The organism is Rhizobium atlanticum, from assembly GCF_030182485.1.
Classification (GTDB): domain Bacteria; phylum Pseudomonadota; class Alphaproteobacteria; order Rhizobiales; family Rhizobiaceae; genus Rhizobium.
The window spans coordinates 266,024-288,646 of record NZ_JAQJCJ010000005.1 but is presented as its reverse complement, the minus strand read 5'-3'; the positions used below and the strand labels follow the sequence as shown (position 1 = coordinate 288,646).

At 60.3% G+C, this 22,623-nt stretch carries 20 protein-coding genes; 8 read left to right on the top strand and 12 right to left on the bottom strand.

Annotated elements, in window-relative coordinates; translation table 11 throughout:
* The first annotated feature begins 54 nt into the window (after positions 1–54).
* The 3 genes from PH551_RS10245 to rpmG all read left to right on the top strand — a co-directional run bounded on the left by PH551_RS10245 (position 55) and on the right by rpmG (position 2,203).
* On the top strand, positions 55–507 hold the full coding sequence (locus tag PH551_RS10245) for a DUF983 domain-containing protein (RefSeq protein ID WP_285192893.1): 453 nt from the start codon (positions 55–57) through the stop codon (positions 505–507).
* A gap of 251 nt (positions 508–758) precedes the next feature.
* Entirely contained in the window at positions 759–1,943 is a 1,185-nt protein-coding gene (locus PH551_RS10240; RefSeq protein ID WP_097598350.1) for an MFS transporter, read from the top strand.
* Between the two features lie 92 nt (positions 1,944–2,035).
* Positions 2,036–2,203 carry a 50S ribosomal protein L33 gene (rpmG, locus tag PH551_RS10235; RefSeq protein WP_003587245.1) on the top strand — a complete coding sequence of 56 codons (168 nt, stop codon included), beginning with the start codon at positions 2,036–2,038 and terminating at the stop codon, positions 2,201–2,203.
* A gap of 743 nt (positions 2,204–2,946) precedes the next feature.
* Here the strand turns inward: rpmG and PH551_RS10230 are convergent.
* Both PH551_RS10230 and PH551_RS10225 read right to left on the bottom strand, forming a co-directional pair.
* On the bottom strand, positions 2,947–4,320 hold the full coding sequence (locus PH551_RS10230) for a PleD family two-component system response regulator (protein WP_285192892.1): 1,374 nt from the start codon (positions 4,318–4,320) through the stop codon (positions 2,947–2,949).
* Between the two features lie 18 nt (positions 4,321–4,338).
* The gene (locus PH551_RS10225; protein WP_003547430.1) at positions 4,339–4,710 is read right to left on the bottom strand and encodes a response regulator; all 372 of its coding nucleotides are present in this window, start codon (positions 4,708–4,710) and stop codon (positions 4,339–4,341) included.
* A 133-nt stretch (positions 4,711–4,843) separates the two neighbouring features.
* Here PH551_RS10225 and PH551_RS10220 point away from each other — a divergent pair, with 133 nt between their 5' ends.
* Entirely contained in the window at positions 4,844–5,152 is a 309-nt protein-coding gene (locus PH551_RS10220; protein ID WP_285192891.1) for a DUF3572 domain-containing protein, read from the top strand.
* Complete coding sequence (locus PH551_RS10215) at positions 5,149–5,823, top strand: hypothetical protein (protein ID WP_285192919.1); 675 nt, start codon at positions 5,149–5,151, stop codon at positions 5,821–5,823. Before PH551_RS10220 ends, PH551_RS10215 begins: the two co-directional genes overlap by 4 nt.
* On the opposite strand, the gene PH551_RS10210 is transcribed toward PH551_RS10215, so the two are convergent.
* Entirely contained in the window at positions 5,798–6,385 is a 588-nt protein-coding gene (locus PH551_RS10210; protein ID WP_285192890.1) for a GNAT family N-acetyltransferase, read from the bottom strand. The genes PH551_RS10215 and PH551_RS10210 overlap by 26 nt on opposite strands.
* A gap of 74 nt (positions 6,386–6,459) precedes the next feature.
* Here PH551_RS10210 and PH551_RS10205 point away from each other — a divergent pair, with 74 nt between their 5' ends.
* Positions 6,460–7,752, top strand: a complete 1,293-nt coding sequence (locus PH551_RS10205) for a DNA polymerase IV (RefSeq protein ID WP_285192889.1) — start codon at positions 6,460–6,462, stop codon at positions 7,750–7,752.
* A gap of 225 nt (positions 7,753–7,977) precedes the next feature.
* Positions 7,978–9,234 carry a L,D-transpeptidase family protein gene (locus PH551_RS10200; protein WP_285192888.1) on the top strand — a complete coding sequence of 419 codons (1,257 nt, stop codon included), beginning with the start codon at positions 7,978–7,980 and terminating at the stop codon, positions 9,232–9,234.
* Positions 9,235–9,268: 34 nt separating this feature from the next.
* Here PH551_RS10200 and dnaE read toward each other — a convergent pair whose 3' ends face one another.
* On the bottom strand, positions 9,269–12,766 hold the full coding sequence (gene dnaE, locus PH551_RS10195; RefSeq protein WP_285192887.1) for a DNA polymerase III subunit alpha: 3,498 nt from the start codon (positions 12,764–12,766) through the stop codon (positions 9,269–9,271).
* Positions 12,767–13,279: 513 nt separating this feature from the next.
* Here dnaE and PH551_RS10190 point away from each other — a divergent pair.
* On the top strand, positions 13,280–13,744 hold the full coding sequence (locus PH551_RS10190; RefSeq protein ID WP_285192886.1) for a DUF5680 domain-containing protein: 465 nt from the start codon (positions 13,280–13,282) through the stop codon (positions 13,742–13,744).
* Positions 13,745–13,936: 192 nt separating this feature from the next.
* Here PH551_RS10190 and PH551_RS10185 read toward each other — a convergent pair whose 3' ends face one another.
* From PH551_RS10185 to nuoN, 8 genes are all read right to left on the bottom strand, one after another.
* The gene (locus tag PH551_RS10185; protein WP_097598359.1) at positions 13,937–14,620 is read right to left on the bottom strand and encodes an ABC transporter ATP-binding protein; all 684 of its coding nucleotides are present in this window, start codon (positions 14,618–14,620) and stop codon (positions 13,937–13,939) included.
* Between the two features lie 14 nt (positions 14,621–14,634).
* Complete coding sequence (locus PH551_RS10180) at positions 14,635–15,939, bottom strand: lipoprotein-releasing ABC transporter permease subunit (protein WP_285192885.1); 1,305 nt, start codon at positions 15,937–15,939, stop codon at positions 14,635–14,637.
* Positions 15,940–15,954: 15 nt separating this feature from the next.
* Positions 15,955–17,277 (bottom strand): proline--tRNA ligase, encoded by a 1,323-nt coding sequence (gene proS, locus PH551_RS10175; RefSeq protein WP_285192884.1) that lies wholly within the window; start codon positions 17,275–17,277, stop codon positions 15,955–15,957.
* 588 nt (positions 17,278–17,865) lie between these two features.
* A complete protein-coding gene (locus PH551_RS10170; RefSeq protein ID WP_020921013.1) occupies positions 17,866–18,141 on the bottom strand; it encodes a DUF1467 family protein in 276 nt (91 codons plus the stop codon).
* A gap of 163 nt (positions 18,142–18,304) precedes the next feature.
* A complete protein-coding gene (gene mce / locus PH551_RS10165) occupies positions 18,305–18,709 on the bottom strand; it encodes a methylmalonyl-CoA epimerase (protein ID WP_097598362.1) in 405 nt (134 codons plus the stop codon).
* 2 nt (positions 18,710–18,711) lie between these two features.
* The gene (locus PH551_RS10160; protein ID WP_097598363.1) at positions 18,712–20,382 is read right to left on the bottom strand and encodes a ribonuclease J; all 1,671 of its coding nucleotides are present in this window, start codon (positions 20,380–20,382) and stop codon (positions 18,712–18,714) included.
* A 17-nt stretch (positions 20,383–20,399) separates the two neighbouring features.
* Entirely contained in the window at positions 20,400–21,164 is a 765-nt protein-coding gene (locus PH551_RS10155; RefSeq protein WP_285192883.1) for a biotin--[acetyl-CoA-carboxylase] ligase, read from the bottom strand.
* Positions 21,164–22,609, bottom strand: coding sequence for an NADH-quinone oxidoreductase subunit NuoN (gene nuoN, locus PH551_RS10150; protein ID WP_097598365.1), 1,446 nt, complete (start codon positions 22,607–22,609; stop codon positions 21,164–21,166). The genes PH551_RS10155 and nuoN overlap by 1 nt, the downstream gene beginning before the upstream one ends.
* Positions 22,610–22,623 lie beyond the last annotated feature (14 nt).

Sequence of the window (22,623 nt, the reverse complement as noted above, 5' to 3'; positions counted from 1 at the left end):
AGCAATGGTCCTATTGCGACGCTTCATGCTTTCTGCCTGAAAGAGGAAGATGCAATGAACACACCGACCGATCCGGTCGCCCGCTACGGGAACGGAGCCGAAGCCGAGCGTCCGCTCGGGCGTTCCATCATGCGCGGGCTGATGAACCGCTGCCCGGCCTGCGGCGAAGGCAAGCTCTTCCGCGCCTTTTTGAAACCGGTCGATCATTGCGCCGCCTGCGGCGAGGCGATCCATCACCATCGCTCCGACGACCTGCCGCCCTATATCGTCATCCTGGTCCTCGGCCACGTCATCGTCGGCGGCTACATGCTGACCGATCTGACCTTCGTGTTGCCGGTATGGGTCCATCTTGCCATATGGGCGCCGATCACGGTCATCGCCGCGCTCGCCTCGATCCAGCCGATCAAGGGCGGCGTCATCGGCCTGCAATGGGCGCTGCGCATGCATGGTTTCGGCGGCGAGAGCGAAACTCCCGATGATTACGAGCTTCCCCGCCGGCCGGATTGAGCGCCTTCACCTTCCAGACATATTTAGCGTGTAGTGCCAGCGCTCCACCGACCACTACCGACACGCGGGAGTCAACGATCTTTCAACGACTTGACATGGTAAGCTTTTCTTGTCTGAACAGGCTTTACATTCCGCAGATCACATCGGAAATACTGCGAAACGCCGCCCGTCACCTGGATTTGGCACATCTGTGTCCCTTCTATGTGAGACGAGAGGTCGATTCGCTCGCGCAGCTTTCTAAGGATGGATAAATGTCTCAGCCGAGAACCGGCACACCGGGCGATGTCGAAGAAATCCATTGGCCTTCTCTGGTGGCAGCCATCTCGTCCATTTCAGCCGTCGGCATAGCAATCGGTCTCGGACTCCCGCTTCTCAGCATCATCCTCGAAAAACGCGGCATCTCGTCTACGCTGATCGGGCTCAACACGGCGATGGCCGGGATTTCGGCGATGGCCGCGGCCCCTGTTACCACAAAGCTCGCTCATAAATACGGCGTTGCGCCGACGATGCTCTGGGCGGTGCTGATTTCGGCGCTGAGTGCACTCGGCTTCTATTATGCCCAGGATTTCTGGATGTGGTTTCCGCTGCGTTTCGCCTTCCATGGCGCAACGACGACGCTGTTCATCCTCTCCGAGTTCTGGATCAACGCCGCCTCGCCGCCATCCAAGCGCGGCTTTGTGCTCGGCATTTATGCGACCGTGCTTTCCATTGGATTCGCCGCAGGACCCCTGCTCTTTTCGATACTCGGCAGCGACGGCATCTTTCCCTTCCTGGTCGGCGCGGGCGCGATCCTGCTTGCCGCCATTCCGATTTTCATCGCCCGTGACGAAAGCCCGGTGCTCGAGGAAAAGCCGGAATTGCATTTCATGCGCTACGTCCTGCTGGTGCCGACAGCGACGGCTGCCGTCTTCATCTTCGGCGCGGTCGAAGCTGGCGGGCTGTCACTTTTTCCGATTTTTGCCGTGCGCGCCCATTTCACCGAATCCCAGGCGGCGCTGCTGCTCACGATGATGGGCGTCGGCAACGTCATCTTCCAGATTCCGCTCGGCCTACTCTCCGACCGCATCCGCGACAAGCGACCGCTTCTGGCAGGGATGGCGCTGATGGGCTTTGTCGGCTCGATGACGCTGCCAATCCTCGTCAACAACTGGCTGCTGATGGCCGGGATCCTGCTCTTCTGGGGCGGCTGCGTCTCCGGCCTCTACACGGTCGGCCTCAGCCATCTCGGTTCGCGGCTGACGGGCTCCGATCTGGCTGCGGCCAATGCCGCCTTCGTCTTCTGCTATGCGGTGGGAACCGTGGCTGGGCCACAGGTGATCGGCGCAGCAATCGACGTCGCCGGAAATAATGGTTTTGCCTGGGCGATTGCCGCTTTCTTCGGTCTTTATGCCCTACTTTCCGGCATCAGATTGATGTTCGTTCGAAAACGGACTTGACTTTTCGGGCGGGATTCGTAGTTTCGCGCCAGAATTTGCCGTGGAGCCCATCCGGCTTCCACGGCTTTCATTTTCTTAAAGGCAGGACGACCATGGCCAAGGCTACAACAATCAAGATCAAGCTGCTGTCGACAGCCGACACCGGTTTCTTCTACGTCACGACGAAGAACAGCCGTACGATGACGGACAAGATGACGAAGACGAAGTACGACCCGATTGCTAAGAAGCATGTCGAGTTCAAGGAAACCAAGATCAAGTAATCACTTGGCCTGACGGATTTCAAAAAGCGCGCGCCTTCGGGTTGCGCGTTTTTTATTGTCCTGGGACGGCCTTCGAAAATGATAGCGCAAACAGACAAACGCCGCCCTTCCATCTTCGGGAAGTGGCGGCGCTTTCTTGAAAGGGGGTCGGCCAGCATGCAAAACGGCACGAGGAACCGTTATGACTTGCCTACTAGCCGACCGACCCCACGACCCAGGAGATGCGGCGGACCTGAGCATCATGGGGTATCGACAGCTCCTCTGCGGAGCGCTTCTTTTATGAGCCGATAATTTGCGCAGAAATGAAAGAAAATCAACAAATTCTTAATGATGAATTTTCTGAGCTTGATTCTATGGTTAAAAGTCCAGTTTTGGAACATACAAAGATTTGACGGCTTTGCTTGACGGCTAAGCCTAATGACGTAGGGCTAGAAGAAGTTCGACAATATAACTTAATAACTCAAGCAGCCCCTCCCCCTACGTGAGGTGATGCCGCCACACTTTATTTGACCCTGTTGGAGGCGGGCGTTTTTTATAGTTTTCATTTCATTTTTGGCTGGGCCGCGGCATTCAGGAGACTGTCGCGCCGCACCATATCCACAGCAACGCCGGGAGTCCATTTTTGGGCGACCGGGCTGCTAAATTTGGGCCTGCGTCGCACAGGCGAAAGTTAAAAATCGGTAACAAATCGCTTACCGCTGTGGAAAACCGGAAATGGCGCGTATGGCGTCCCAAGTGATTCGTCAAGCGGCCGCTGCGACCACGCGATTGCGGCCGGTATTCTTGGCCTGGTAAAGAGCTAGATCGGCCTGCTTCATCAGTTGGTCCGGCGTCAGCACCGCGCCGAAGCGCGAGGCGATGCCGAAGGACGCAGTGACGGCCAGGGCTTCACTTGAGCGCTTCAGCATAAAGGGAGCGCTTTCGACAGCCGCGCGCAGGCGCTCGGCGACGGCTGCGGCAACTTCAGGCGAGGTTTCCGGCATCACCACGACGAATTCCTCCCCGCCGTAACGGCAGGCGAGGTCGGCGCCGCGGATGGTTGAACGGACGCGGTTTGCGAATTCGCGCAGCACTTCGTCGCCGCCGTCATGGCCGTATGTGTCGTTCACCTGCTTGAAACGGTCGATATCGGTGATCAGCACCGAAAGCGGCCGGCCCCGCGCCATCGACCGGTTGAAGAGCACGTTCAGGTGATTGTCGAGATAACGTCTGTTGTAAAGGCCAGTCAGTGGATCGGTCACGGCAAGCTCGATCGTCTGCTTGACGCTGGCGCGCAGACGATCGTTATAACGCTTGCGACGGATCTGCGTCAGGCTGCGGGCGACGAGCTCGTTGGGATCGACGGGGCGGATGATGTAGTCGTTGACGCCGAGATCAAGCGCGCGGACGACCATGTCGTCGGTGCCCTGCTCGGTGATAATCAGGATCGGGAGGAAGCGTGTGCGCTCCAACGAGCGCAGTTGCGAGCAGAGCCGAAGGGGATCGTAATCGTCGAAATTGGCATTGACGATGACGAGATCGAACGCGTTCTCGGCCGCCTCGAAGAGGGCGGCCTGCGGATCGGAGAGCGCAAGCACATCGGCGATGGGCTTCAGCGCCCTGACGATGCGCTCTTGAGAATTGGCGCGGCCGTCGACCAATAGCACCTGGCCGGCCTCGTCGCCACGGCCTTCGGCTGCCCGCATGAGGTCGCCCATGCCCATCGTATGAGCGGTGTCGGCGCGGATGCGCAGTTCGTCGCTCAACGTCTTCAGCCGCAGCAGGCTCTTCACCCGCGAGATCAACTGCAGATCATTGACCGGCTTGGTGAGAAAATCGTCGGCGCCGGCCTTCAGACCGCGTACCCGATCGGCCGGCTGGTCGAGTGCGGTGACCATGACGACTGGAATATGGGCGGTTTTCTGACTGGCCTTCAGCCGCTCGCAGACCTCGAAGCCATCAATACCGGGCATCATGATGTCGAGCAGGATCAGGTCGACCTGGTTGCGCTCGCAGATTGCCAGCGCTTCGTGACCGTCGGCCGCGGTCATCACGTCGAAATACTCCGCGAGCAGCCGCGCTTCAAGCAGCTTCACGTTGGCTGGAATATCGTCAACCACCAGTATTCGCGCGGTCATAACGGTCTTTCCGATGCGTCAGGCATCGCCCAGATAGGTCTTGATCGTCTCGATGAATTTCGGAACCGAGATCGGTTTGGAAACATAGGCCTCGCAGCCACCCTGGCGGATCCGCTCCTCGTCGCCCTTCATCGCGAAAGCCGTGACGGCGATCACGGGAATCACATGCAGCTCGTCGTCTTCCTTCAGCCATTTGGTGACTTCGAGGCCGGAGACCTCGGGAAGCTGGATATCCATGAGGATGAGGTCGGGGCGATGCTTGCGCGCCAGATCGAGCGCCTCCATGCCGTTTCTCGTCTGAATCGTGGTATAGCCGGACGCCTCGATCAGGTCGCGAAAGAGCTTCATGTTGAGCTCGTTATCTTCTACAATCATTACCTGTTTGGGCATGACAAGCTGTCCCTACGTCCGTTCGCGCAGTCGTTCGTCCCATGAGAAATGCACATGCGGATGAATAGCTCCGTGAAACCGATAGCGCACGCTAGCGGTATTTGGTTGAAGAAAAGGTAACTTACCCCTCGAAATGCAAAGCAACTTCAAGACTTCGAAACAACGGGCGGCCGACCCGCACGAGACGGCGATCGCCGTGCTCGGCTGGCTTGCCGCCGATCCCGACATGTTCGGCCGCTTCCTCGCACTCACCGGCGTGGCGCCCGAGCAGGTGCGCAACGCAGTCAACGATCCGGGTTTCCTCTCAGGCATGATGGACTTCCTGATGAACCACGAACCGACGGCGATGGCCTTCTGCACGGCGAGTGGCCTCAGCCCGGAGACGGTGACGGCCGCTTGGCGGCATTTCTCCTCGCCGGGGCTCGATTCGGGAGAATACTGAGCGTGACAGAGTTCGATGTTTCGCACATCCGGCTCGGCGAGCGGCCGCTGATCGTCTGCGACGTCGACGATGTCGTCCTGCGGTTCATCGACCCCTTCCAGCTTTTTCTTCAGAGCCAGGGTCACGCGTTTCTGCCGCGCTCGTTCAAGCTTCACGGCAACATCGTCTCGAAAGTGGACGGCACGGAGATCGGGAACCAGCAGGTCAGCCGGTTGATCGAGGAATTCTTCGAGGCGCAGGAGCTGTGGCAGACGCCGCTCGACCGCGTAGTCGAAACGCTCGACCGGCTTTCGCGCGAGGCCGATGTCCTGTTTCTGACGGCCATGCAGCCGCGGTTCCAGCAGCAGCGCCGTCGCCTGCTCGACAGGATGGGCCTGCTCTTTCCGCTGCTTGCCAGCGAAGAGCCCAAGGGGCCGATCGTCCACGCCTTGCATGCCAGCCGCTCCCTTCCCGTTGTCTTTATCGACGATATGGCGCGCAATCTGCATTCCGTCAGGGATCACGTCGCCAATTGCCTGCTCATTCACCTGATGCCGGATTCGCCCGTCCATCGTTTCGCTCCGGCGGCAGCCGACGACATCACCCGCGCCACCGATTGGGCGCATGCGGCCGAGCTGATCGAGGCCCACTTCCTTTCCGGCACAATCAACCGCGCAGTTCCAGCCGCATGAGCGGACGGCCGTCCTTGCGTCTGGCAATCGTCTCGAAACCGGCTGCCTCGAAGATTGCCGTCGAGCCGATGCAGAGCGTCACCGATTTCGACTGCTTCGCATGATCGATCGGGCAGGCTTCGAGCAGCCGCGCGCCCTGGCGCCGGGCATGGTCGATCGCGCCGGCGAGCAGGCGATGACTCAATCCCTTGCCGCGCAGTTTCGGCAGCAGGAAGAAGCAGCTGACAGCCCAGATAGAGGGATCACGCGCATCATCCTCCTCCAGCGGCCGCGAGACGGTGCGCGGTGAATTGAACTGCGGCACGTCGTGGCGCGGCCCGACCTGCACCCAGGCGACCGGTCCGCCATCGGCATAACAGATGATCCCCGGCGGCGGCCCGGCCCCGATCCGTTCGCGCATATGCGCCTTGCGCTCGTCGGCCGTCATCGTCGTCCTCACCGCATGCGGCAAGCGCAGCGCGACACACCAGCAATTGTAAAAAGCGCCCTGCGGGCCGAACAGAGTCTCGAAGTCGCCCCACCGGTCTGTCGTCACCGGCTCGAAACGAAGATCTTTATCCAAAGGCAAAGCTCCCGTCCTCTTGTGACTCATAAGCTTAAGGCGTAGTGTCGCGCCGTTCAACCTTTGTTCTCACCATGACGCCCGCGCCTGACAAGACACCCGGCTTCTGTCGCGACTGCCTTGCCGAGCAGAAGTGTGAGGCGCGTCGTTGCCTATCCTGCGGCAGCCCGCGTCTGGTGCGCCATCGCGAGCTCTATCGACTGACGCTTGCGCATATCGATTGCGACGCCTTCTACGCGGCGGTCGAGAAGCGTGACAATCCCGAACTTGCCGACAAGCCGGTCATCATCGGCGGCGGCAAACGCGGTGTCGTGTCCACTGCCTGCTATATCGCCCGTATCCACGGCGTGCGTTCGGCGATGCCGATGTTCAAGGCGCTGGAGGCATGCCCCCAGGCCGTCGTCATACGCCCGGACATGGAAAAATATGTCCGGGTCGGGCGCCAGGTGCGCGCACTGATGCAGGATCTGACACCGCTGGTGCAGCCGCTGTCGATCGACGAAGCCTTCCTGGAGCTGGGCGGCACGGAGAGGCTGCATCATGATCCACCGGCGCGTACGCTCGCCAAATTCGCTCGCCGCATCGAAAAGGAAATCGGCATTACCGTATCGGTCGGGCTTTCCTATTGCAAATTCCTCGCCAAGGTCGCTTCCGACCTGCAGAAGCCGCGCGGCTTTTCCGTCGTCGGCCGTGAAGAAGCGGTGGAATTTCTGGCGCCGCGTCCCGTCACAACCATCTGGGGCGTCGGCAAGGCCTTTGCCGCGACGCTGGAGGCGGACGGCATCCGCACCATCGGGCAGCTACAGCAGATGGAGGAGAACGACCTGATGCGCCGCTACGGCAGTATCGGCCAGCGCCTTGCGCGGCTCTCGCGCGGCATCGACGACCGCGAGGTGCATCTCAACGACGCCGCCAAGAGCGTTTCGGCCGAAACGACCTTCTTCGACGACATCTCGCGCCACGACGATCTGGTGCCGATCCTGCGCAACCTTTCCGAAAAGGTTTCCTGGCGGCTGAAGAAAAACGATATCGCCGGCCGGACGGTGGTGCTGAAGATGAAGAGCGCCGACTTCAAGACGCGCACCCGCAACCGCAAGCTCGAGGACCCGACCCAGCTTGCCGACAGGATCTTCCGCATCGGGCTCGAACTTCTCGAAAAGGAAACGGACGGTACGAAATTCCGCCTGATCGGCATCGGCGTCACCGATCTCGGCGATGCCACCCGCGCCGATCCGCCCGATCTGATCGACCGGCAGTCAGGCCGGCGGGCGGCGGCCGAAGCGGCGATGGACAAGCTGCGCGACAAGTTCGGCAAGAATACGGTCGAAACCGGCTACACCTTCGGCAGCGGCAAGCGCGATCACTAGAACATCTCGCGGTGCGCGCTTGTTAGAGATGCAAAATAAAAGCAATACCTTAGACCAAACAGATCAAACTTTGATTCATCCGGCATGCTTTGCCTTTTATGTATGCGTGTCGTCAGCGCGGAACCGCTGCACCGTTCCGGGCAGGCCGATGAGTCCGGGGTTTAAAATCTTCCTTAAACTTCGTCTCATAATGTGCCGGGCCAGTATTGCGTATGGTTGGGTATCATGTTCTCGCGTCTCGTCTTCGGCCTCGGCTTGCTGTCGGCCACCGCACTCGTGCACCCTGCTCTTGCCGCGGATGCACGCACGCTGCAGATCTTCGTCTCGAAGAACAAGCAGTCGCTTGTGGTTTATGACGGCACCGACGTCGTCGCGACCTCGAAGGTCTCGACCGGCAAGGACGGCCATACGACTCCGAGCGGCATTTTCTCGGTGCTCGAAAAGCAGAAATACCACGAATCCAACCTCTATTCGGCCGCCCCGATGCCGTTCATGCAACGGCTGACATGGTCCGGCATCGCGCTGCACGAATCCAATTCCGTGCCGCGTTATCCGGCCTCGCACGGCTGCGTACGCATGCCCGGCGCCTTCGCAAAAATGCTCTACCGAATGACCGAGCCCGGCATTCCCGTCATCATCAGCGACGACGAATTGGTGCCGCAGCCGATCGACCATCCGAACCTTTTCCGCCCCGATGCGCCGGCAGCGATGCCGCTCCTTTCGGATGTCGAGCTGCGGCCCTCCATCCCCGTCAGTCCCGGGACACCGGTGCAGGTGGCCATGAACGACATCGCCGCAACGCCGATGCCGGCGGCATCGCCGGTTACCGCGCTGGAGGTCCGGCCGCCGTCCGAACCGATCAGCATGCTCGTCACGCGGCGCACGCTGCGCGAGACGGTGATCGACATCCAGACGCTACTCAATCAGCTCGGCTTTTCCGCCGGCGAGCCGGACGGCCTGCTCGGTCCGTCGACCGTGCAGGCGATCAACGCCTTCAAGATCCTGCGGCCGACGGAATTTGCCGGCGACAGGAGCCTGGTCTCCGACAGACTTCTCACATCGGTCTATTCCGCAGCCGGCAAGGGCGAGCCTCCGAACGGCGTCATCATGGTGCGGCAGGCCTTCAAGCCGATTTTCGAAGCGCCGGTAACGATCGCCGATCCGGGATTGGCACTCGGCACGCATTTTTTCACGCTGCATGCGGTCGATGAACAGGCCGGAACGGCGGACTGGTTCGGCGTCACACTTAGCAACAACCTCTCCCGCGAGACGATGAAACGACTCGGCATCACCAGCCAGGAAAGCTCGATTGTCATGGGCAAGCCGATTGCCCTTTCGCTGAGCCGCATCACGATCCCCGACGAGGCCCGCCGCAGGATCGACGCACTGATCGCGCCCGGCTCGACGCTGACGATCTCCGACACCGGCCTTGGCCGGGAAACCGGCGAAGGCACGGATTTCATCACGATCACCCGTGGGTGACGAGATCAACGGGGTCGATCATCAACTGGGTTGATCAGACAAGCTCGACGTCAACGACGCCGGGGGCGGCGCGAAGAGCGGCAGCAATCTCGGGGGTGATCCGGTATTTCTCCGGCAGCGCCACTTCCACCTCGCGTTTGCCCTCCTCCTTGATGACAATGAAGGAAACCAGACCGTCACCCTTAGCATTCAGATGGCCGGCAACCATCTTCAGCGGCCCGGAATCGCGGACATAAACGCGCAGCGCCTTCTGCATCTGCAGCGACTTTTCCTCAAGCGACTGGATCGTCTGAATGCGAAGACCAATACCCTCCGGCCGCTCCTCACCGGTCGCTGTCAGCAGGAAGGATTTTCCGGACTCGAGCACGTCGCGATACTGGTTCAGCATCTCCGAAAACAGCACCGCCTCGAACTGGCCTGAAGAATCGGAAAAGACGATGATGCCCATCTTGTTGCCGGTGCGGGTCTTGCGCTCCTGCTTAGAGATGACGGTTCCGGCAAGGCGTGCATTGGCGGCGCCTTGTTTTATGGCCGCTGAAAACTCGGCGAAAGTCTGCACACGCATCTTCTGTAGGATGTTGTTGTAGGAATCGAGCGGGTGGGCCGTCAGATAGAAGCCCAGCACCTGGAACTCTTTGAGCAGCCGCTCCGATGCCAGCCAGGGTGAATAGGGCGGCAAGGAGATCTTCTCCGGGCCCGAGTTTAGTGCGCTGCCGAAAATGTCCGATTGGCCGCTCAGCTTATTTTCCTGGGCGCGCTGGGCATAACCGAGGATGCGGTCGAGGCCGGCGGAAAGCTGGGCGCGGTCGGTGCCGAAACAATCGAAGGCGCCGGCATAGATCAGGCTTTCGAGCGCGCGGCGATTCACCTGGCGTGGATCGATGCGCAGACAGAAATCCTCGATGCTGGCAAAAGGCTTGTCGCCGCGCACCTCGACGATGTGGTCGACGGCGGATTCGCCGACGCCCTTCAAAGCGGCGAGCGCATAATAGATGCGGTTGTCGCCGGTCTCGAAATGTCGGAAGGATGTCTGCACCGAGGGCGCAATCACCTCAATGCCCAAGCGCTTGGCGTCCTGCCGGAAATCATTGACCTTTTCTGTATTCGACATGTCGAGCGTCATCGAGGCGGCGAGGAACTCGACCGGATAATGCGCCTTCATATAGGCCGTCTGGTAGGAGACGATGGCGTAGGCGGCGGCGTGCGACTTGTTGAAGCCGTAGTTCGCAAATTTCGCCAAGAGTTCGAAGATGTTGTCGGCCTGCGGCTTCGAGACGCCGTTCTTGACAGCGCCGACGACGAAGCGTTCGCGCTGCTGGTCCATCTCCGCCTTGATCTTCTTACCCATGGCGCGGCGCAGAAGGTCGGCTTCGCCAAGCGAATAGCCCGACAGGACCTGGGCGATCTGCATCACCTGTTCCTGATAGACGATAACGCCCTGCGTTTCCTTGAGCAGGTGGTCGATCATCGGATGGATCGATTCCAGCTCTTCGTCGCCATGCTTGCGAGCATTGTAGGTCGGAATGTTTTCCATCGGGCCCGGACGGTAGAGCGCCACCAGCGCGATGATGTCCTCGATGCAGTCCGGCTTCATGCCGATCAGCGCCTTGCGCATGCCGGCACTTTCCACCTGGAACACGCCGACCGTCTCGCCGCGCGACAGCATCTCGTAGGTCGGTTTGTCGTCGAGAGGAATGGCCGCAAGATCGACTTTGATGCCGCGCTTGGCGACGAAATCGACGGCGACCTTCAGCACCGTCAGCGTCTTCAGGCCGAGAAAGTCAAACTTGACGAGGCCGGCCTGCTCCACCCATTTCATGTTGAACTGGGTGACCGGCATGTCGGAGCGCGGATCGCGATACATCGGCACCAGCTTGGACAGCGGCCGATCGCCGATGACGATACCGGCGGCATGCGTCGATGCGTGGCGATAAAGCCCTTCGATCTTCTGGGCAATGTCGAGCAGGCGCGCCACCACCGGTTCCTTCGCCGCCTCCTCCTGCAGCTTCGGCTCCTCTTCGATCGCTTTAGAGAGCGGCGTCGGATTGGCCGGATTGTTCGGCACGAGTTTGCAGATCTTGTCGACCTGACCGTAGGGCATTTCCAGCACGCGGCCGACGTCACGAAGTGCGGCGCGCGCCTGCAACGAACCGAAGGTGATGATCTGCGCCACCTGCTCGCGCCCATATTTCGCCTGAACGTAACGGATCACCTCTTCGCGACGGTCCTGGCAGAAGTCGATGTCGAAGTCAGGCATCGAGACGCGTTCCGGATTGAGGAAGCGCTCGAAGAGCAGCGAGAAGCGCAGCGGGTCGACGTCGGTGATGGTCAATGCATAGGCGACCAGCGAACCGGCGCCCGAACCGCGACCGGGACCGACGGGAATATCATGCTGCTTGGCCCACTTGATGAAGTCGGAAACGATCAGGAAGTAACCCGGGAAGCGCATGCGCTCGATAACGCTGAGCTCGAACTCCAACCGCTCACGATAATCCTTTTCCTCGTAACCCGGCGACATGCCGAGCGTGGCAAGCCGCATGTCCAGCCCTTCCACCGCCTGGCGGCGCAATTCGCCCGCCTCGGCGCGTTCGGCCTCCTCGGCATCTTCGGTGGCGCCGGTAAAGCGCGGCAGGATCGGCTTTCTTGTCTTCAACACGAAAGAGCAGCGCCTGGCGATCTCGATCGTGTTCTCAAGCGCTTCCGGCAGGTCCGCAAAGAGCTTGGCCATCTCGGCCCGGCTTTTCAGATAGTGATCCGGCGTCAGGCGAAAGCGGCTGTCGTCCGAGACGATGGCGTTATGCGCAACCGCCATCAGCGCATCATGGGCGTCGTAATCGTCGCGGGTCGGAAAGAAGGCCTCGTTCGTGGCGACGAGCGGCAGGTCATGCGTGTAGGCAAGCCTGACGATCTTCTGCTCGTGCCGCTTGTCGTAGGTGCCGTGCCGCTGCAGTTCGACATAGAGTCTGTCGCCGAAGAGACGCTTCAGCGTGAGCAGCCGGGCTTCCGCCTGGCCGGGATGACCTTCCCTGACAGCCGCGTCGACCGGTCCGGTCAGGGCGCCGGTCAAGGCGATCAGACCTTCCGTGCCTGCCTCTTCCAGCCAGGAGGCTCTGACATGTATGGCCTGGTTGCTATCGCCGCCGAGATAGGCGCGGCTGACGAGATCGACCAGCCTTTCGTAACCGGCCTCCGTCGCGGCAAGTAGAACGATCGATGGCAGCTTGATCAGGGCCTGCTGACCGCCGCGCTTCTCACTTTCCAATCCGTCTTCCATGTCGATGGAGACCTGGCAGCCGATGATCGGCTGCAGGCCCTCGTCCATTGCCTTCTGGGAGAATTCAAGGGCGACGAAGAGATTGTTGGTGTCGGTAATGGCGATCGCAGGCTGACTGTCGCTGGTCGCCTTGTAGAGGATCTTCTTCAGAGGCAGCGCACCCTCAAGAAGCGAATAGGCGGAGTGGACCCTCAGGTGGATGAAGCCCGGCGTGCCGCCGGTCGCCTCACCCATTGAACCCTTTTCCGTCTCCGCCATGATATGCCTTCCCAATCAGCCGAAATGAATCGGATGCATTGTCGGCATTGAGGGCAATGATGTCCAGAAGAAGACCCGCTTGCGAACCGCATGACTGCCATGCGATCCCCTGAAAACTTTAGATCGCGATGACGATCAGCGAGAAGCTGGCAACGAACATTGCGATGGAGGTGAATGCTGCGATATCACGGATCATGTCAGTCATCTGGCTCTCCTTTACTCGTTATGTTTTCAATTTGTTCCATCTACGTTCCGATGTCAACAGGAATCTTTTCCTTTGCGCTTGCGTTTGAAAATGCCGGCTCCGGACTGCGAATCGAACCTCGCCCTCGGCGCTGGCTTTGAACATGCTCCGCGACCGGCTCGACATCGCCTGCCGAACGGATCCGTACAGCGCATTCGATGTCTGATGCACCTGCCCCAAGTCGATCGGGCGATGCCCACTCTTTCGTTCTTCTTATGTTCTCATCGTTCTGCTATATCCGTATCAGATGAGGCAGGAGGAAGATGATAATGCTCGACACCGTGATGCTGAACGACTTCATCGTAGAGGCGAAGGCCGCGACCTATGTCGGCGGTGGTGTGCCTCGCCCGCCCTGCCGGCCGGGTGCTCACGATATCGGCTACGAGCGCGGCGACTGGTCCTATCTCGACAGCTACTTCGGCGGCACCGACTTCGCCGGACAGGAAGTGATTTGGTTTGCCGGCGAACCCGTCTGGGCCATGAATTATTTCGGCCGCGTCGTCGCGTCCGATTTGATCGACGGCAGAGCCGCCGGAACGGTGATCAAGGCGGCGCTGTCGGCAATGTATCGGGAGGGCCGCTTTCTCGGCGGAATGGAATTCGATCATCCGTTCGGCCGCTATGTCGACCGCAGCGAAGGCGGCTGCGAGGGATTCAGCGGCCAGGAATGCATCATGGTCGAGGAGCGGAAGGCCTATGTGCTCGATTATCGCGGTGGGCTGGTTATTCCCTGATGTCCGACCAGGAGGTCGGCGAGATCAGCCCCTCATCCGCATGCCGGCACCCTTTCCCCGCTTGCGGGGCGAAGGGAGATGGCCGCGACCCCTCCGTTCCCCACCTACCTCTCGCGGGGCAAGTCCCCTCGCCCCGTTTACGGGGAGGGGGTTAGGGTGAAGTGGTCAACCAAACAGCCATGGATAGCCGTCTCAAAAGTCGACGATCTTGCCGTCCGAAATCGTGACGCGCCGATCCATGCGGCCGGCAAGTTCATGGTTGTGGGTGGCGATGAGGGCGGCAAGGCCGGATTGGCGCACCAGCGCCTCCAGCGCATCGAAGACGTAGCTTGCCGTTTCCGGATCCAGATTGCCGGTCGGCTCGTCGGCAAGAAGCAGCGTCGGCGCATTGGCGACGGCGCGGGCGATCGCGACGCGCTGCTGTTCGCCGCCGGAAAGTTCAGCCGGGCGATGCGAACCGCGATGGCCGATGCGCATATAATCGAGAAGCTGGCCGGCTCGCTCCCGGGCCTCCTTCCAGGACAGGCCGGCGATCAGCTGCGGCATCATGATGTTCTCAAGCGCGGAAAATTCCGGCAGGAGGTGATGGAACTGATAGACGAAGCCGATCTCGCGTCGGCGGATCGCCGTGCGCTTCTCATCTGAAAGGCCATCGCAGGCAAGGCCGTTAATGGTAACCTCGCCGCCATCGGGATGCTCGAGCAGGCCTGCGACATGCAACAGGGTCGACTTGCCTGTGCCGGAGGGGGCGACAAGGGCGACGATTTCCCCTTTAGACAGCGAGAAATCCGCACCCTTCAGGATCGTGAGCAGCGTATCGCCCTGCCCATAATGGCGCTCGACGCCGGTAAGCTTGAGGACGACGTTGCGGTTCATGAATGCGGCATTCCTTATTCGTAGCGCAGTGCCTGCACCGGATCGAGCCTGGAGGCGCGCCATGCCGGGAAGATGGTGGCGATGAAGGAGAGGCTGAGCGCCATGATGACCACCGAGATCGTTTCGCTGATATCCATCTCGGCGGGCAGCTGGCTGAGGAAATAGACCTGCGGATTGAAGATCACGGTGCCGGAGATCCAGGAGAAGAACTGGCGGATGGATTCGATATTGACGCAGACGAGAACGCCGAGCAGCACGCCGGCAAGAGTACCGACGATGCCGATCGCCGCTCCGGTCATGAAGAAGATGCGCATGATGGCGCCGGCGCTGGCGCCCATGGTGCGCAGGATGGCGATATCGCTGCCCTTGTCCTTCACCAGCATGATGAGGCCGGAGATGATGTTGAGCGCCGCCACGAGCACGATCAGCGTCAGGATCATGAACATGACGTTGCGCTCGACCTGGAGTGCGGAGAAGAAGGTCTGGTTGCGCTGACGCCAGTCGGTAAGGTTGATCTGGCGGCCGGCCGCCTCTTCCACCTTCGGCCTCAGGGCGTCGATATCATCGGGATGATCGACGAATAGTTCGATCGACTGCACCAGCCCGGCGGCATTGAAGTAGAGCTGCGCTTCCTCGAGCGGCATGAAGATGATTGAGGAATCGTATTCGGACATGCCGATCTCGAACAGGCCGGAAATCTTATAGGATTTGACGCGCGGATTGACGCCCATCGGCGTGATGTCGCCTTCCGGCGAGGTCAGGGTAATGAGGTCGCCGACGCGCAGACCCAGCTGATCGGCCATGCGGGTGCCGATCAGCACGCCCTCGCCAGAGGCATAGCCCACCATGTCGCCGGATTTGATGTTGTCGGAGATTGTCTTGAGTTTCGTCAGGTCTTCGGCGCGGGCGCCGCGCACCAAAGCGCCGGTGCTGCCGCCAGCCTGAGCTGAGGCAAGCACCTGCCCTTCGACCAGGGGCAGCGCCATCTTGACGCCCGGCACCGCCGCGAGTTTGGCGGTCAGGTCGGGGTAATCGGTAAAGGGGCCATCGACCGGCTGCACGATCATATGACCGTTGATGCCGAGGATGCGCGAGACGAGTTCGGTGCGAAAGCCGTTCATGACGGCCATGACGATGATCAGCGTCGCAACGCCAAGCATGATGCCGACGAAGGAGAAGCCGGCGATCACCGAAATGAAGGCCTCCTTGCGGCGGGCGCGTAGATAACGCCACGCCACGAGGCGCTCAAAGGTGGAAAATGGCTTGCCAGCCGGACCCAAGCCGGATTTTGAACTCCGGTCCACTGCTGCCTCTGCCATTTCGCCTCCGTTTCCTTAAGCCACGAACCTGTTGATCGCCGCTTCGATGGTCATCGTTTCACGGGCGCCGGTCTTGCGGTCCTTCACTTCGACCTCGCCGTTCGCGACCGCACGCGGGCCGGCGATGATCTGGACAGGTACGCCGATCAGGTCGGCGGTCGCGAACTTCGTGCCGGCCCGGTCGTCGGTGTCGTCATAGAGCACATCCTTGCCGGCCTTTTTCAGCGCGGCGTAGATCAGCTCACAAGTATCGTCGCAGGCCTCATCGCCCGCCTTCATGTTGATGACGACGACATCGAAGGGTGCGACCGATGCCGGCCAGATGATTCCGTTGTCATCATGCGATGCTTCGATGATGGCGGGAACAAGGCGTGTCGGACCGATACCGTAGGAACCCATGTGAACGAAATGTTCCTTACCATCTGGCCCCTGCACTTTCGCACCCATCGGCTCAGAATATTTCGTGCCGAAATAGAAGATATGGCCGACCTCGATGCCGCGGGCGGAAAGCCGCTCGGCTTCGGGAACGGCGTTAAAGGCTGGCTCGTCGTGCATTTCCGAGGTGGCCGCGTAGAGCGAGGTCCACTTGTCGAAGATCGCCTTGAGGCCTTCGACACTGTCGAAATCGGTGTTTTCGCCGGGAATATCGAAGCCGACGAAGTCCTTGTGGCAGAAGACCTCGGATTCGCCGGTGTCGGCGAGGATGATGAATTCATGGCTGAGATTGCCGCCGATCGGGCCGGTATCCGCGCGCATAGGGATGGCGCGAAGGCCAAGCCGATCGAATGTTCTGAGATAGGCGGCGAACATTTTATTGTAGGAATGCTCCGCCCCTTCGCGCGTCAGATCAAAGGAATAAGCGTCCTTCATCATAAATTCGCGCGAGCGCATGGTGCCGAAGCGAGGCCGGATCTCGTCACGGAACTTCAGCTGGATGTGATAGAGATTGAGCGGCAGGTCCTTGTAGGATTTGACGGAGGAGCGGAAAATATCCGTCACCATCTCCTCGTTGGTGGGGCCGTAGAGCATCGGCCGGTCCTGGCGGTCCTTGATGCGCAGCATCTCCTTGCCATAGGCATCATAACGGCCGCTTTCCTGCCAGAGCTCGGCCGATTGCAGGGTCGGCATCGAAAGCTCGATGGCGCCGGCGCGGTTCTGCTCCTCGCGGATAATGGCGTTGACCTTGTCGAGCACACGCTTGCCGAGCGGCAACCAGGAATAGATGCCCTGAGACTGCTGGCGTATCATGCCGGCGCGCAGCATCAACCGGTGGGAGACGATTTCCGCCTCCTTGGGGTTTTCCTTAAGAATGGGCAAGAAGTAGCGAGACAGACGCATGGCGATTCCGGAGCAGTTGAGATCCCGCCGGCGAGCGGAATCGAAGATACTTGTGAATGTGGGAGCGTTCATAGCCGCTTCGCGGCGGGAAGGAAACCCGCAACTGCTGTCGGCCGCCTCCCGGATACGCATGTTCGCACCCGCAAAACGAAAGGGCGTGAAAAAGCGCGTGTTTATAAGGACTTGAACGAAAATCTTGTCAACAGAAAAATTTTGCTAGGGTGTAGCAAAAATGCAAAAAAAGCTAATGACAAAGCACAATCTTTGAGCTAGCTTTAGCTCACAAAACAGGCAGGAAGCTAAATTCTTGCTGTACTCGCGGTCAAGTCTTGGGAGGATCAGATCTTAGGCGCGCTCGTCGCAGCCCCGGCAACGGTTACAGATCACGCGATACTTAAAACAAGGCTTCTGGCCTTGTTTTTTTTTGGCTTTTCGCCCTCTCCTCCCATTCAAGCTCCAGACAGCTTCCGTAAGGGAAGCATCTCATTCCGTTAGGCGAGCTCTCTGACGCGCCAGCATGACGCCAATATACGAGCTCGATTTCCATGATAAGATTTGCATATGCTCAAACTTTGAGCAAAAGCTATCTCAATAGAAGCTAGGCCCGAGTTGTGGAAGGGCGTCGAAGCCCCAGCCGAAATAGGTGTCGCAGACATACCAAATGCCATAGATCAGCGCCGAGATCAGCGTCGTCAGCGAAAAGACGAAGGCGGCGCGAAAGCGGGTGGGCGCGCTTGGCACGGTGCCGAGCACGATATCGTCGTCTTCCGCCTGGGTGCGCAGCCCGATCGGCAGAACGGCGAACAGCGTCATCCACCAGATGATGAAGTAGACGGCGAATCCCTGAAGGAAGGTCTGGAGCATTATCTTTCCCGGTGGTGTCTTGCCGACAGAACGCGTGAAGCGCAGTGCCGCTTGGAGCTGGCGCACTTATACGGCGGAATAGCGTGCAACTCAAAGCGAACGAAACATTTCGCCTTCTTCGGGTCATTCTGCCGCAGCGAAACCCTGTCCGATTGTATTTGATTTAGGCCTGTTCGAGTTCGATCAGCGTGCCGAAGAAATCCTTGGGATGCAGAAAGAGCACCGGCTTGCCATGCGCGCCGGTCTTCGGCTGGCCGTTGCCAAGCACCCGCGCGCCGGCGGCGACCAGCCGGTCACGGGCGAGGATGATATCGTCCACCTCGTAACAGATATGATGCATGCCGCCGGACGGGTTCTTTTCGAGGAAGGTTGCGATCGGCGAGTCCTGCCCGAGCGGCTGCAGCAATTCCACTTTGGTGTTCGGCAACTCGACGAAGACGACGGTGACCCCGTGTTCCGGCAGAGGCTGCGGCTCAGATACCGCGGCCCCCAGCATGTCGCGATAAGCGGCCGTCGCCGCTGCGAGGTCGGGAACGGCGATGGCGATATGATTCACTCGGCCGAGCATGGTCAGACCTTGGTGACGAAGGCGGTGACAACGGGCTTTTTGCCCCAGGCGTGATTTGCGGCTGCGCGGATGGCACGGCGCACGGCCTCCTGCAGCATGTCGATATCCTTGCGGCGGGCACGCGGAATGCTTTCGATGGCGCTGATCGCCGCATCGTAGAGCGTATCCTCCATCTCCTCGCCTTCGTCATCATAAACCGGCAGGCCGATCGAGACGAGGTCGGGATCGCCGAGGATGTCATAACGCCCGTCGAGCACGATGCTGACCGCGACATGGCCGACATAGGAGAGTTTCTTGCGCTCGCCGATACCCATTTCGTCGAAATCGCCGATCAGCAGGCCATCCTTGTAGATGCGGCCATGCGGCGCTTCCGCGATCACCTCGACCGGGCCTGGCGCCAGCCGCAGGATATCGCCATTGCGCACCCGCGGCACGATCGCGATGCCGGACTGCTCGGCAAGCTCCTTATGCGCCGTCAGATGCGTCGCCTCGCCATGCACCGGCACGACGATTTTCGGCCGGGTCCACTCATACATCCGCTGTAACTCGTTGCGGCGCGGATGGCCGGAGACGTGGACGAGCGCCTCGGTATCGGTGATGATATGCACGCCCTGCTCGACGAGGCCGTTCTTGATGTCCTGGATCGCCTTCTCGTTGCCGGGAATGGCACGCGAAGAAAAGACGACGATATCACCTGCCGCAAAGGCCACATTGCGCATCTCGTCACGGGAGAGCTTGGCAAGGGCCGCCCGCGCCTCACCCTGGCTACCGGTCAAGATGACGACGACCTTGTCGCGCGGGATATAGCCGTACTCCTCCTCGGAAATGAAAGGTTTGACCCCTTCCATCAGGCCGATGTCACTAGCGACATCGACGACGCGCTTCAGCGAACTGCCGAGCAACAGCACTTCGCGGCCGGCCGCCTCGGCAGCCTCGGCTACGGTGCGAATACGCCCGACATTGGACGAGAAGGTCGTGATCGCCACCCGGCCCTCGGCATCCTCGATGATCTTGCGCAGGCTTTCCGACACGTCCTTCTCGGAGGGTGAAACACCGTCGCGCAGGGCGTTGGTGGAATCGCACATCAGCGCCAGCACGCCCTCGTCGCCAAGCTGGCGGAAGCGAGTCTCATCGGTCAGAGGTCCGAGTGAGGGCTCGTGATCGATTTTCCAGTCCCCCGTATGGATGATGTTGCCGGCCGGCGTGCGGATCATCAGCGACATCGGCTCGGGGATCGAATGGTTGACGGCCACACCTTCGATGCTGAACGGGCCGACATTGATCGTGTCGCCTGCCTTGAACGGCGTCACCGGCACTTCGCCGATCGTTGCCTTTTCGAAGTTGCGTTTGGCTTCAAGCAGACCCGATGTAAAGGCCGAGGCGAAAACCGGAACATTGAGGCCCGGCCAGAGATCGGCGAGTGCCCCGTAATGGTCTTCATGGGCATGGGTGATGATGATTGCCTTGAGATTCTTTCGCTCGCTGGCAAGGAAGCGGATATCGGGCAGCACGAGGTCGACACCCGGCAAGTCAGGTCCGGGAAAAGTGACGCCGCAATCGACCATGATCCACTGGCGATGCTCGGGCGGGCCGTAGCCGTAAAGGGCAAGATTCATCCCAATCTCGCCGACGCCGCCCAGAGGCAGGAATACCAATTCATCCTGTTTCGCCATAATTTTCGTTTTTTCCGCTATCTAAAAAACACATCACCGGCGGCAATAGACATGATCGTGCCAGCGCCGGTACCGAGCATCAACAAGCCATTATCATCAATCCCGGCGAATTGTCCGGAAATCGACCGGTCCGGTAAATTGACCGTGATCTTTTCCCCGATGCCACAGGCAATGGCGCGCCAGCGCTCGGTGATCTCGGCAATGCCGCGGCCCTGATCCCATATTTCGAGCACATCCGCCATCGCCGCGAAAAGATGAGCGAAAAGTTCCTCCGGCGAAGCCGCGCTCGCATGCTGGCGCAGGCAGGTGACGGGATAGAGCGGATTGTCCGGCATGACCGAGACATTGATGCCGATGCCAACGATCAGCGCATAACGGCCATCCGGCAACCCCTCGCCTTCGACCAGGATGCCGCAGGTCTTCTTTCTGCCGATGAGAATATCGTTCGGCCATTTGACCTCAAGCGGTTCGCCGCCGGGGGGCAGTACCCTGCGGATGGCCTGGTGAACGGCAACGGCAACCGCCAGCGGCAGCGAGCCGAGGCGCTCCATCGGCGCCGGGTCGATCAGCAGAAGAGACGCGTAGAGATTGCCGCGTTCGGAAACCCAGAGCCTGCCGCGACGGCCGCGGCCGCCGGTCTGCCTTTCGGCCGTCACCCAGAGATTGCCGGGATCCCCCGCCCGGGCTCGGGCGAGGCACTCACTATTGGTGGACGATGTTTCCGACAGAGCCTCATGCCTGATATCGCCGAGCGATATCCGGCGTCGTCCGTCGGAGGCCATCAGAAGAGCGTCGCAGCGGCAAGCTCTGCCGCGCCGCCGATCGGGCCGCCGATGAGCACATAGGCGGTGACGAAGAGACCGGAGAGACCGAAGACCAGACGCAGGGCGCTGGAGACACGGGCGAATTCGCCGGTCGCTTCATCGAACCACATCAGCTTGATGACGCGCAGATAATAATAGGCGCCGACGACCGAGGCGAGAACGCCGATGATGGCAAGCGCATAAAGCTTGGCTTCGATCGCAGCAACGAAGACGAAGTATTTGGCGAAGAAGCCGGCGAGCGGCGGAATGCCGGCGAGCGAAAACATCAGCGCCGTCAGCACCACAGCCATGAACGGGTTGGTTGTGGAAAGACCGGCGAGATCGTTGACGTTTTCGACGACGGTGCCGTCCTTGCGGCGCATCGACATGATGATCGCGAAGGTGCCGAGCGTCATGATCATGTAAATGACCATGTAAAGCATGACGCCGGAAACGCCGGTCTGGTTGCCGGCGGCAAGGCCGACCAGCGCATAGCCCATGTGGCCAATCGAGGAATAGGCCATCAGCCGCTTGATGTTCTTTTGGCCGATCGCGGCAAAGGAGCCGAGCAGCATCGAGGCGATCGAGATGAAGACGACGACCTGCTGCCAGTCGGCCAGGACCGGCTGAAAGGCGGTGATGACCATGCGTGTCATCATCGCCATGGCGGCAACCTTGGGGGCTGCGGCGAGGAAGGCGGTAACCGGCGTCGGCGCGCCTTCATAAACGTCCGGCGTCCACATGTGGAAGGGAACGGCCGAGATCTTAAAGGCGATGCCGGCGAGGATGAACACCAAGCCGAAGATGAGGCCGAGCGAACGCGCGCCTTCAACCGAAAGCGCCTGGGCGATCTCGGCGAAATGGGTATGGCCGGTGAAGCCGTAGACCAGCGACATGCCGTAGAGCAGCATGCCGGAGGACAGCGCGCCGAGGACGAAATATTTGAGGCCGGCTTCGGTCGACTTCAGGCTGTCGCGGTTGATCGCGGCGACGACATAAAGCGCCAGCGACTGCAGTTCCAGCGCGAGATAGAGCGAGATCAGGTCGTTGGCCGAGATCATCAGCAGGATGCCGAGGGTCGCAAGCACCAGCAGAACCGGGAACTCGAACTTGTCGAGCTGATTTTCGCGGGCATGCCCCATGGTCATGAACAGGGCGACCAGCGAACCGATGAGCGCCACCAGCTTCATGAAGCGCGAGAAGCCGTCAGCCATATAGACGCCGCCGAAGGCGAGGCCTTCCGCCGGCACGAAGAGCAGCCACAGGCCGGATGCGAGCAGCAGGACGATGGCAAGGCCGGTGACGGCAAGGCCCGACCGCTCGCCTGAGAAGACGCCGACCATCAACAGGACCAGGGCGCCGACCGCGAGGATGAGCTCCGGCGCGGAAAGATGCAGACTGAGGAGAATTGTTTCAGCGGTCATGTCCGATAAGTCCC

Excerpts from the sequence above, each read along its gene's own strand:
- PH551_RS10245 (WP_285192893.1), top strand. The coding sequence starts at position 55 with ATGAACACACCGACCGATCCGGTCGCCCGCTACGGGAACGGAGCCGAA.
- PH551_RS10240 (WP_097598350.1), top strand. The coding sequence starts at position 759 with ATGTCTCAGCCGAGAACCGGCACACCGGGCGATGTCGAAGAAATCCAT.
- rpmG (WP_003587245.1), top strand. The coding sequence starts at position 2,036 with ATGGCCAAGGCTACAACAATCAAGATCAAGCTGCTGTCGACAGCCGAC.
- PH551_RS10230 (WP_285192892.1), bottom strand. The coding sequence starts at position 4,320 with ATGACCGCGCGAATACTGGTGGTTGACGATATTCCAGCCAACGTGAAG.
- PH551_RS10225 (WP_003547430.1), bottom strand. The coding sequence starts at position 4,710 with ATGCCCAAACAGGTAATGATTGTAGAAGATAACGAGCTCAACATGAAG.
- PH551_RS10220 (WP_285192891.1), top strand. The coding sequence starts at position 4,844 with ATGCAAAGCAACTTCAAGACTTCGAAACAACGGGCGGCCGACCCGCAC.
- PH551_RS10205 (WP_285192889.1), top strand. The coding sequence starts at position 6,460 with ATGACGCCCGCGCCTGACAAGACACCCGGCTTCTGTCGCGACTGCCTT.
- PH551_RS10200 (WP_285192888.1), top strand. The coding sequence starts at position 7,978 with ATGTTCTCGCGTCTCGTCTTCGGCCTCGGCTTGCTGTCGGCCACCGCA.
- dnaE (WP_285192887.1), bottom strand. The coding sequence starts at position 12,766 with ATGGCGGAGACGGAAAAGGGTTCAATGGGTGAGGCGACCGGCGGCACG.
- PH551_RS10190 (WP_285192886.1), top strand. The coding sequence starts at position 13,280 with ATGCTCGACACCGTGATGCTGAACGACTTCATCGTAGAGGCGAAGGCC.
- PH551_RS10185 (WP_097598359.1), bottom strand. The coding sequence starts at position 14,620 with ATGAACCGCAACGTCGTCCTCAAGCTTACCGGCGTCGAGCGCCATTAT.
- PH551_RS10180 (WP_285192885.1), bottom strand. The coding sequence starts at position 15,939 with ATGGCAGAGGCAGCAGTGGACCGGAGTTCAAAATCCGGCTTGGGTCCG.
- proS (WP_285192884.1), bottom strand. The coding sequence starts at position 17,277 with ATGCGTCTGTCTCGCTACTTCTTGCCCATTCTTAAGGAAAACCCCAAG.
- PH551_RS10170 (WP_020921013.1), bottom strand. The coding sequence starts at position 18,141 with ATGCTCCAGACCTTCCTTCAGGGATTCGCCGTCTACTTCATCATCTGG.
- mce (WP_097598362.1), bottom strand. The coding sequence starts at position 18,709 with ATGCTCGGCCGAGTGAATCATATCGCCATCGCCGTTCCCGACCTCGCA.
- PH551_RS10160 (WP_097598363.1), bottom strand. The coding sequence starts at position 20,382 with ATGGCGAAACAGGATGAATTGGTATTCCTGCCTCTGGGCGGCGTCGGC.
- PH551_RS10155 (WP_285192883.1), bottom strand. The coding sequence starts at position 21,164 with ATGGCCTCCGACGGACGACGCCGGATATCGCTCGGCGATATCAGGCAT.
- nuoN (WP_097598365.1), bottom strand. The coding sequence starts at position 22,609 with ATGACCGCTGAAACAATTCTCCTCAGTCTGCATCTTTCCGCGCCGGAG.